At 60.2% G+C, this 11,746-nt stretch carries 2 protein-coding genes; both read left to right on the top strand.

Annotation, left to right across the window (positions count from 1 at the left end):
- Positions 1-572: hypothetical protein (locus MTR66_RS20745; protein WP_243924570.1), on the top strand; the 572-nt coding region annotated here is incomplete at its 5' end.
- On the top strand, positions 569-11,746 hold an 11,178-nt coding region (locus tag MTR66_RS20740; protein WP_243924568.1), incomplete at its 3' end, for a calcium-binding protein. The genes MTR66_RS20745 and MTR66_RS20740, both read left to right, overlap by 4 nt.

Here is an 11,746-nt window from a genome sequence, read left to right as displayed (position 1 = left end):
AGACCGGGCTTCGTTCACCGCGAAGCCCGGAGTATATCGCTGGTCTCAATCAGTATTGTCGAGGCATCGCGCTCAGCCGCGAACAGATGCCCGAAGCAGCCGCGGTCTGGAACGAGAAATACTTCAAGAAGGTGGGCGATCTTTTCGCGGAAGGCGGCATTTATGTCGTCAGGGGCAAACTTGCCGAAATCCTCTCACGGTTCGACCTTGGCGAGGGCGGCCTGGTGCCGTTTCCCGTTTACAAGGCCGATCTCGAGACGCCCTATCCGGGTGAATTCTTCTTGCTCAATTTCGGGGCGCGGAAGAATACGCTGGTGCCCGAGGCGAGCCCGAATGTGGCGAAGTTTGCGGTCGATCACAGGACCGGCCAGCAGATTTGGAAGGTGCAGGAATGGGGCGAAGGGCAAGTGGCGCTTTCACCTGCGGCGTTGGACGGACCCGATCTCTGGGTCGAGGAAGTGCTCGATAACAAGATATTCATGTCCGATGCGCTCGCGCAGGCGTTGATCGCGGCAAAGCTGGACAAGGATTGGTGCCTCACGCCCTGCACGATCGTGGAGGGCGGGCAATGAGCGACGGTTATCTCTTCCTTTTCAGTTTTCAGACGCAGCATATCTTCGTTGGCGAACTTTCAAATCCCAAAGACGCGGTCGGCGAACGTGCGCTGGCGCTGATTACGGAAGTCGGCTTCAAGATTAACGGTGCGGGCAACCTGATCGGCCTGCTTAGCAGCAGCGACACGCGCGACGCGTTGAAAAACGGCCCTCTCGCCTCGGCAATCGAGGCCTCTGGCATGGGCTGGAATATCCAGAGCGGTTTTCACCCAGGCTACAACAATTTCAACATCGCAGCGCTCGGCGAACTGGCGCGCGAGGCTGAATTAAGCAATTGGGATACTGTGGCGAAGAAGCGGGCGGTCTATGACCTCCATCGCTTCATGGCGTCTCTCAACCAGAGCGGCGATCCCGATGTCATGACCGCCACGCAGGCGGAACTTCTTACGAAGTGGGCCGAGTGGCGTACCGAGCATCGCACCAGCGACTACAGCGCCCTTTCGATTGGCGAAGCCAGCGCGATTGATGCGCATATAACCTCGGTTTTGACCGCCGGCCCCAATGGCGACAACGCGGAAATGACCAATAAGGAGTTCCGCTACCACTTCGGTCTTAAGCTCTTCGCCCGGCTTAAGCAGACCGATGGTGTCCTCTCGAATCAGGAGGTCGCGAACATCGAAGCCTTGCTGGCGGAGGCGACGCCGGGTGGTCCGGATACACCTTTGTCCGAAGAGATTGAAAACGGCAAGAAGCTGAGCGCCGCGGTACGCATAATGCTGTACGCTGCCCACAAGGCATCGCCGGCAGGTTGGAGCGAAGAACAAGAAACGCGCGCTTTCCTTGAAGCACTTGTTGCGCAATTTTATCGCTATGTGCCGGAAACGATCAGCTTCCAGTTCATCTATGACGCTTTCGCCGGCCTCATGGAAAAGTTCAAAGAGTTCAAAGATGGTTTGAACAAGACCTTCTCGGAGTTCAGCGAGACCCTCGTCGGGACGATGGGCAAGTCCGTCAATTCGCTGGTCCACACTGTCGGAGGCAGCCCTCTTGGCGATGTCGTCGAATTCCTGAACATGGCTTACGAGCCATTCAAGAAGGGCCTTAGTGGTGGCGGTTGGGATGATTTCATCGCGGTCGCAGAGCAGTACAGCATTGCGGTTGTTGTCAGTGCCATCCTTGTAACGGGCACTGTTGCGGTCGCGGGCGCGTTGCTCGGTGAAGTGGGTGCCGCATTCGCAGCCGCCGCCTGGGCTGCGTATAATCTCTACGACGCTGTCACCAACGGCATTCAGCTTCTGGGGAAATTGGGTCCTGACCTCGCTGAAGGCTGGCGCCGGATCAACGACGATATCGAGCGCATAGGAACGGCGATCGAGAAAAACCTGCATGTTGTCGAGCGCATTGTGGCGAACGCCATGGGCGTCGATTTCAACGCGCCGGTTTTCCGGGATGGGGCCGCAGAACTTGGGCTTTTGAGGCGTAACATCGTTGATCCCTTAAAGGAGGGGCAGCCCGCTGCACTTACCGGCACCGATGCGAACGAGATGTTCTTTGCGAAGAACAATGGGTTTGTCGACGCCGGGGCCGGAAACGATGAACTTTATGTTCGAGATGCCGTCACCGCGCTGGGCGGCGCAGGGAACGACATTGTCGCGGGAGGCAATGCACGTTTCATTAAGGCGGGCGACGCGATCGATCCTGTCATGCAGGCGGAAGCAGACGCTCGAAGAGCGGAAAACGCCGCGAGGGCGTCGCGTGGCGAATCATTGCTACCTGAACTGCCTGATAGTCCGACAGCGCAAAACGATTTGCAGATGAAGCTAGATGGCGGTGAAGGAAATGACTGGGTTCTCGCCACCGGCGGCGATAAGGCCATCACCGTCGGCGGCCTCGGTCGCGACTGGATCTACAACACCTCGGACGGCGGTGAAATCTGGGGCGATGTGCAGGGCAGCGTTTCTCTTGGCGGTGGGCGCTATGCCTATTTCGAGGATGGTGAACAGAAAATCATCGAGGACGGGCACGATAATTCCGACAACTTCTGGTATGCCTCTGACACGACCATCATGGATGCGCAGCACAGCGATGTGCTCAAGTTCTATGGCCTGCCGCTGACCGGTGGCGATGCGAACGGCGGTGTTGCGGGGCTCGCGATCAACGGCCTTGTCGGCAGCGCAATCGGTTTTGCCAATATTCTGCAGGGTAATCTGCAGGACCCGACCAAAGGGATTTACCAGGACCATCTGCTGCCGTGGATGACCTACGGCTTCAAGTATGATGCCGAGGGCAACCTCGACATGTACATCACCAACCAGTTCGACCAGTTGTTCCGCGCGGTGTTCGGGCTGGGAAGCAGCCCGCTTTCGCCGCCGAGTGACGGCGCGCTCGGCGGCTGGATGAAGGTCGAGAACGTCGATCTTGTCGGCTCGCGGCTGGGGGCGCAGCAGTTCGGGCTGGAGGGCGAGGGCTCGCTCGGCATGGTGTTCCGCGCGGTCAATCCGCTGCAGGCGCTGTTGCCCGTTATCAATTTTGTGCCGGGGGCCATCGGGGCCGCACTTTATTATTCGGTCTATGCCGATACACTCCTATCGACCGTGGCCGCGACGCACCGCTTCGCCAAGGCGCTGGAGTGGTCTGCGGGGAACGACCCGCTGGTCATCGATCTGGACGGCGACGGAATCGAGACGACCGGGCTTGATCTCAGCAATGCCTGGTTCGACCTCGACGGGGATCTGTTCCGTCAAAAGACGGGCTGGCTCAAGGGCGACGACGGCTTCCTGGTTCTCGATCGCAACGGTAACGGGCGGATCGATGACATCTCCGAGATGTTCGGCGGACGGTTTGACGGTGGCTTTGCCCATCTCGCTCAGTCCGACAGTAACGGCGACGGCAAGATCACGATGGCTGACGCGGTCTGGGCGGACTTGCGGGTATGGCAGGATGCCGACGGCGACGGGGAGACCGATGCCGGAGAACTCAAGTCGCTCGACGAACTGGGCATAGCCGAACTGTCGCTGTCCTCGACGCCGCTGGGCGCGACCACGGCGGCAGGCACGAGGCTGTTGTCCTACGGCGGCGTGACGTTCGCATCGGGCGCGGTTTCGACGATGTTCGAGGCGGTGTTCACTTCAAGCGATACTGACACCAAATACGCCGGTGAGGCGGGTAAGGCGGACTGGCAGGCCGGTACGGCGCTCGATAGCAAGGGCTTCGGACGGATTACCGACCTTTCGGTCGCCATGGCCAATGATGTCGCGCTTGAGGAACTGGCGAGGACAGCGGCCGCCTCGATGACCTCCACCAACCTGCGCGATCTTGTGGCGCAGGCGGGCGATGTGCTCGGCAAGTGGGGCGAGACGCTGGAACTCACCCGCGAACTGACGCCTGTGCTGGTCGGGACGGATGCCGAAGGCCATGCCGTGCTGCTCGATCGCGGCGTCTATGTCGAGGACGCGGACGGCGGATACTGGAGCCTCGCGAGCGGCGATCCTGTGGTCGATGCCCAAGGTGCGTCCATTGCACGCGCATCGCTCGAAGATATGCTGGCGATGGGCGCCGGCTGGCGGCTGGAACAGATGTGGTCGCCGTCCGACCGTACGGTGCAGATCGAGTTCCGCGACGAGGCGCCGTATCTGATGCAGGTTGTCGATGGGCGGGCCGTCATCCTCGACTATGGCATGAAGCAGGCGGACGGCACCTGGACGCTGGCTTCCGATCCGGCGACGAACTATGCGGCCAGGGAGGACATTCTTGCCCTTGCGCATGATGCGGGAACCGAGTGGCGCATCGAAGAGATCGGCTTCAATCCTTATGCCGATCTGCCTGTCGATGCGATCGGGGTGCGTTTCACGGACGGGCAGGTGGTGGACTACACGGTCCAGGTTACCGACCGGGACGGGACGTTCTACGTCTGGGCCCGTAACCTTGATCGTGCGATCCAGCTGGAGTGGAAGACTGGGGATTCCCGTGAGTTCAACTTGCGCAACTATGCGATTGATTTCGATACGTTGGACGAGGTCAATTCGACCGACGATTCCACTTATCGCGTCGAGTTGCTCACGCCTGCGCAGTTCCATTTTGCGACGTCGCTGGGCGGTATCGATTTCCAGCCGCAGATGCTTTCCGCAACGCTGGACAATGCAACGGGGCACATCGCTTATGCGGTAGGCCCGACGGGCGATGCCAATCTGTCGACCGATCCGGAAAAGTACGTTTCGGGCATCAATACGATGATCGACATGCTCCAGCCGGTGATGGAGCAATACATCGTCACTTCGCGGCGTTTCGCAGTTCGGCTCGCGCTGCAGGGCGGCTTGTCGGGCTTCGCGCGGGGCATAGCCTATGATGTCGCTACCGATTCCTATCATTCCGTTCCGGTCGAGGTCGGCGCCGGGACGGGGGAGATGCGCAACCGCGAACTCGCGCCGATGTTCGAGGCGATCTTCGAGGGGGCTCCGGCTTCGAATGCCGACGATGCCGTGCTCGACTATCTGACCGACTGGAATGAGATCCTCTGGCAGATATATCCCGATTACAAGCCTTCCGGTGACGGCAATATGCTGGGCGGCGCCGTCTCGATCGACCAGGCCTTCATCATGCAGATGCTGTTGCCCGCATTTGAGAATGTGGGCGTTGATCTTGATCTGGAGGCCGTGGCTCATGCGCTCTCGGTCGACGAGACGCGGATCGTGGAGCATGGCCCGGGCGACACTGATGTCGCCGGAACCGATGGCACCGATTTCTTCGTCCTGACGGGCGGAGACCAGCAGATTACCGGCGGGAAGGGCGCCGACTATTACTTTGTCGGCAAGGATTCCGGCAACGATGTCATTTATGATCAGGATCTCGGCGACGCCGATGAATTGCGTTTTACCGATGTTCTGTCCGATCAGATCAAGGCGGTCCGTATCGGGCAGGATCTCATTCTCCAGACCGATGACGGGCGCACGATACGGCTGACCGACCAGTTTTTGGGCGAACTCAACGGTTATCTCTCCAACGGCAAGCAGTTTGATACAGGCGTCAATGCCATCGTGTTCGCTGACGGCGTTGTCTGGGATCGCTTCCGCATGGCGATGGAAGTGGTCGACAAGGATCGCGCGGCCGGTGACTACAACGACAGTCTGGTCGGTTCTGGTTCGGCTGACATTCTCTGGGGCGGCAAGGGCAACGACTACATGTCGGGCTCGGCCGGCGGAGACTTCTACATTTACGAACGTGGTGACGGACAGGACGTTATCGATGATCAGGGGGCCTTCTCGTTCGGTCCGATCAAGGCTGGCATCGATTTTCTGCGTTTCCGTGGCGACATAACCGCCAGCGACCTCAAGCTTACCCGTGACGGAGAGAGCGGCAATCTCAAGATCACGCTGCTCGACGCCGATGGCAATGAGACCACGGATACCATCGAGATCGTCGGCCAGTTCGCAGGTATCAAGACCGGGCTTGGACTCTTTGCCGATGCCCTTGGGAGCAGCGATGGGCTCGACTATGTCGCACCGAACCTGATCGAACGTTTCATTTTCGAGGACGGCACCAGCCTGGAATTCACGCAGATCGTCGAGCAGGTGCTGGCGAACGCCAAGACCGACGGCGACGATGCTATCTATGGCTTTATCAATGCCAATACCTTGGATGGCGGCGCGGGCGACGACTATCTGACTGGCCGGGGAGGTGACGATACTTACCTCTTCGGCAGAGGATACGGGCGTGATGTCATCGTGGATGGTAACATCCCGGGCCTGTTCGATCCTCCGCAGCACGATACGCTGAAATTCCTCGACGACATTCGTTGGACGGACCTCGAATTCCTGCGTGATGGCCCCAGCGACGATCTGCACATGCGTGTCGCGGGGACACAGGATGAGGTCGTCCTGTCGGATTTCCTGGCTCAGATCCCGTTTCTTGGGTTCACCAATCTTATTGAGGACATCGTCTTCGGCGACGGCACTGCATGGTCTGCCTACAAGCTGGCTCAGCATTACATCGACGTTGCCAAGACCGATGGTGACGATACCATCTACGGCTACGACGAGCTGTCCGATGAGATCGATGGCGGGGTCGGCAATGACACATTGATCGGCTTCGGCGGGAACGAGACCTATCATGTCGCGGCGGGCGAGGGTGACGACACGATCCTCGACAGCTCGGGCGCGGACAAGGTGGTGTTTGGAGGCCTCGCATCGACTGATGTGACGTTCGGGCGCACCGCTTTGGACCTTGTCGTCACTGTCACGGCGACCGGCCAGCGCTTCGTGCTGCAGAACCAGTATGTGCGCGACGGGGCGCAGACTTACGCGGTCGAGGACCTTGTCTTCACCGACCGCACGATCTCTTTCCTCGACGTCAACCCCGAGGATATCGATCTTGTCGGGACCAATGGCGACGATGCGATCACGGGCTCCAACTTTGCTGAAACGCTCGACGGGCGTGCGGGCAATGACACGCTGACCGGTGGTGACGGCGGCGATACCTACAAGTTTGACGCCGGATACGGTCAGGATGTGATCATTGACCGCCGGGTACGTGCCTCCTGGCAGGATCGCCGCGGTGTCCATGTGCCTGTCGATGACGTCGTCGAGTTCGGCGGGGGTATCGCCAGTTTCGACGATCTGGTCTTCACCAAGGACGGAGACGATCTTCTCATCTCGATCGTCGGCCGGACGGATACCCTCAGGATCAAGAACCAGTTCCGGGATGCCGAGGATGGCGTTGAACTGTTTCGCCTGTTCGATGGCACCACGCGCAAGATTTCGGATATCGAAGAGCTGCTGCAGATCGCCGGGGGCAATCGCGGCGACAATGTCATTCAGGGTATCGACGACCAGCCCAACGTGCTCGACGGGCGGCAGGGCGATGATACGCTGATCGGCGGCTCCAGAGGCGATACTTACGCGTTCACCGCCGGGTACGGCTTCGATACGATCATCGAGAAGGCCGATGCGATCAACGTCGTCGACCGGGTGATTTTCGGGGCTTCGGTGCGTGTCGAGGACATCGCGGTCAGCCGCAGCGGTAACGACTTGCTGATTGACCTGGGCAATGGCGTCGATGTCCTCACCGTCGTCAACGGCCTGACCACGACGCGGGTCGAAAGCTATGAATTCACCGATGGCACGACCTGGACGATCGACGAGATTATCGACCGGATGCTCACCGGCACTGACGCTGACGAACATCTGATCGGTCTCGACAATCGCAATGATACGTTATCGGGCGGTGGTGGTTCCGATGCGCTGGAAGGCGGGCTCGGCAACGACACTTACCGCTTCGGCGTGGGCGACGGCAGTGACAGTGTTTACGATGCGGGCGGCGTCGACCGCGTTGTCTTCGGAGAGGAACTGACCAGCGACATGGTCAGCTTCGCCAATATCGACGGGGATCTTCTGATCTCGATTGCCGGGACGGATGATCGGCTGGTGATCCTGTCCGGCTACAGTGTCAGGCCGGTGGAGAGTTTCGAGTTCTCCGACGGCACTGTGCTCTCGCTTGCCGACGTGCGTGCGCTGATCCGGGACGGGCTGCCAAACAGCGGGCAAGACCTTGTCGATATGCGCGAGCTTCCGGTCGACAAGGCGTTTGCTCCGGGTGCCGGCAATGATCGGATCATTCTCGCCAACAATGCCCGTGTCGTCATTGGCACGGGGGACGGGATCGACAGTGTCGAAATGCCTTCGGGCGTTACGGCCGCAACCGTGGTGCTGGCAGCGTACGCGTTCAGCGATGCGGTGGTGCGGCTGGCATCGCCGGATTCCACGGATCTGATCATCGCGTTTCCCGAGAGCGGCGATCAGTTGATCGTACGCGGCGGGCTCGGCAGCGGAGCTTTGCCCGATATCGAATTCGGCGATGGAACGGTGTGGGATGCGGCAGCGCTCGTTCAGGCATCGGTAGCCGGTCAGGAAAGTGACGGCGACGACAATATCACCGGCAGCTCGCGTGCGGACAGCTTTGCAGCGGGCAAGGGCGACGATGAGATCAGTGGCGGCGCGGGTAACGATACTTACGCTTTCGTGCGGGGCGATGGCCAGGATGTGATCGACGATGTCGGCGGCACGGACGTGCTGACGATCAGCGGGTATCGGGCCGATGAGATGCGCGTGTCGCAGATAGACCCGTCGCGCAACGAACTGCTCCTGACCTTCGCCGACAGCACCGACCAGATCGTGCTGCGTTACACGCCGGGCTGGAGCGGCGTCGATACCGTGAGTTTCTCAGACGGTACCAGCTTTACGCGCGACCAGTTGCGCGATTTGGTGGTTGGAGCTGGTACTGCGCAGGATGATCGCCTTGTTGGATTGAGCCGCAGCGAGACGTTCACAGGCGGCTCGGGTGACGATGTGATCGTGGGCGGTGGCGGAGAGGACGTCTATCGCTTTGCGCTCGGCGACGGGCATGACCGTATCGAGAGTAACGGCAGCACCGACGGCAAGGGCACGCTGGCCTTCGGCGCAGGCATCGCGCTTGCTGATCTCGCCGTATCGCGTGGCCTCGACGGTAACCTCGTTCTGGCGATCGTGGGAACCGACGATCGGGTGACTCTGGTCGGCACGGCGGGCGATCCCGACGCCGTCGTGGGCGCGGTTACCTTCGCTGACGGTATGCGCGTGACCTATCAAGCGCTGGCGCTCATGGCCGCTTCGACCGACGGCGACGACTACATCGTCGTACCGGGCGACATCGCGCAGCCGACCATCGGCGCAGAGATCTACGGTGGCCTCGGCAACGATCACCTCGTCGGCGGACGCGGTGCCGATGTGATCACCGGCGGCCTTGGCGATGACCTGCTTGAAGGTGGCAACGGCGCCGACATCTATTATTTCGCGCTCGGCGATGGGCAGGACGTCATCAATGACATGGAAAGCGCTGCGCCCGGCAGTATCGACAAGATACGCTTCGCAGCCGGAATCCTGCCTTCCGACATTACTTTCCTCTCGGTTGGCCCGTCCGACCTGGTGATCGGCATTGCTGGAACCGAGGACCGCATCACAATTCGCGATATGTTCCATGCTGGCAGCGCCAGCGTGGACTATGGCGTCGAGCAGTTCGAATTCGCTGAAGGCGGCGTCACTTGGAATCTGCCGGACATTCTCGCCCATGCCGGGGTCGGCAGCGAGGGCGACGATGCGATCGATTTCGGTAGTGCGGTCAATGTCGCGGTCGCGCTTGATGGCGGGCTAGGAGACGATATCCTGAACGGTGGCGTGGGTGACACGACATATCGGTTTGGCCCCGGTTCCGGACGCGACCGCATCACCGAGGCGGGCAACTGGATCGGCTCTTACGATACGCTGGAGCTTGGTGCGGGGCTCACGACGGATGACATCGTCGTGGTGCGGGCAGGTGACGATCTCGAAATCCGGCTGAAGGGCAGCGATGACCGGCTGATCATCACTGGACAGGCCACGGCTTCCGCGCCGCCGATTGACAAGGTGGTCTTTGGGGACGGCACGCAATGGAATGCGGAGCAGTTGTTGTCCTCGGTGATTTCTTCGACCGTGCTCGTCACTTGGTGGCAGAATTCATATTCCGGTTCGGACCAAGCGCGTGTCGGTATCGGCTTCGTTGATAGCAATGACGTTCCGGTTGGCACGGTTACCTGGGCGGACTTTTCGGCCCCGACCGTCTGGACCGAGCGCAGCCTGTTGGCGGTTGCGCCGGACCGAGCAGCCGCAGTCCGGATATTTCAGGACCATAATCGCCGTGCCGGCAGCAACAACGACAGCTACATCGATGAAATCGTAGTGGCTTTGGATGGCACTGCCTTGCCGTTGAGTAACGGCGATGCCGAGTCTGGGACGCAAGACTGGGTTGTCGAGACGGGCACTCTTACGGTCCGTTCCAGCAATCCCGCCCCCTACCAAGGTTCAAATTACTTCATGGGAGGGGCTGTTTCGCGCACAACCGCATATCAGCAACTCGACCTGAGTGATTTCGCCAGCGGATCATCGGGGGATCAGGGCTCAGGGGCTGATCCCTTCGCCGACGTCGTCTTCTCGGGCGGTAGTGGCGGCTCGGGCAGCATGGGACAAGGTTCTCCGACTGTTGGTATCGCTACTTATGCAACGGGTTTCATCGATAATGTCGAGGGGCTTGCAACGGTCGGTTCAGCCACGTCACTGGGACAAGGCGAATATCAGCTTACGCCCAATAGCGGGAACAAAGTCGGCGCAGTCTGGGGCGAGATCGACCTTGCCCAAGATGTTGTCTGGACCACGCAGATGTATTTCGGCGCCAACGATGGCGGTGCCGATGGCATGTCGTTCGCGCTGCAGAACATCAATGCAAGCCAACTGACTGGCGCGGGCGGCGGCGGCATGGGAACACTCGTCGCTGGTTCCTTCGGTATCATCTTCGACACTTGGGGCCAGTCCACCGACTTCACCCAATTGATCTACAACGGCCAGCTTGGGGACAACGCTTACGATCCCCGCCATGATTTCGCGCAACTCGAGGATGCCGCATGGCACGATGTCGTTATCAAGTGGGATGCCGGGGCCACGCAGTTCAGCTACTGGATCGATGGCACCCTGATCGGCACCAAGACGGAAGATGTGGTTAGCGCCCTCTTCGGCGGTGATACTCAGGCTTGGTATGGCTTTGGCGGAGCGACCGGCGGGGCCACAAACGATCAGCGCGTGCGGATACTTTCGATCGAGACGCTGCAAGCTGGCGGACCCGATCCGGACACGGTGGGCAAGGTGGACCTCATAGGTTCGGGGGGCTTTGCGCGTCAGCTCGCCGGCGCCTCGGCACAGAACAACTATGCCATTTTCGTACCAGTCGAACCATGGGGTGATCAGGTCGACCGGATTGTCAATTTCAAGACCGGCGATGACGGGGACAGTCTCGATATCACATTAGGCGAAGGGCTCGAGGGTGACATCGTCGCTGCGGCCGATGGATTCGATACGCTGATCTACTTCGCTAGGACGGGAATCCGTGATCTTGCCGATGCACGCGCGTTGCTTCGTCTTTCCGGTGTCCAGATCGACGAGTTGACCGGATTTAACTTCGCTGGCGCTCCGTTCACGGTTGCCGTCTCACAGTCGATCAGCGGGACTTCGGGCACTGACACCCTGATAGGCGGCTTCGCCAACGATACGCTCTCAGCAGGCGACGGTGCAGACATTCTCGAGGGCAGGGGCGGTAACGATTACCTGTCGGGCAGCTACAGCAACGACACCTATCGT

It is taken from the genome of Novosphingobium beihaiense (genome assembly GCF_022832375.1).
Taxonomy (GTDB): domain Bacteria; phylum Pseudomonadota; class Alphaproteobacteria; order Sphingomonadales; family Sphingomonadaceae; genus Novosphingobium; species Novosphingobium beihaiensis.
The sequence above is the reverse complement of the archived record's forward strand: the minus strand, read 5'-3'. Positions and strand labels throughout refer to the sequence as shown.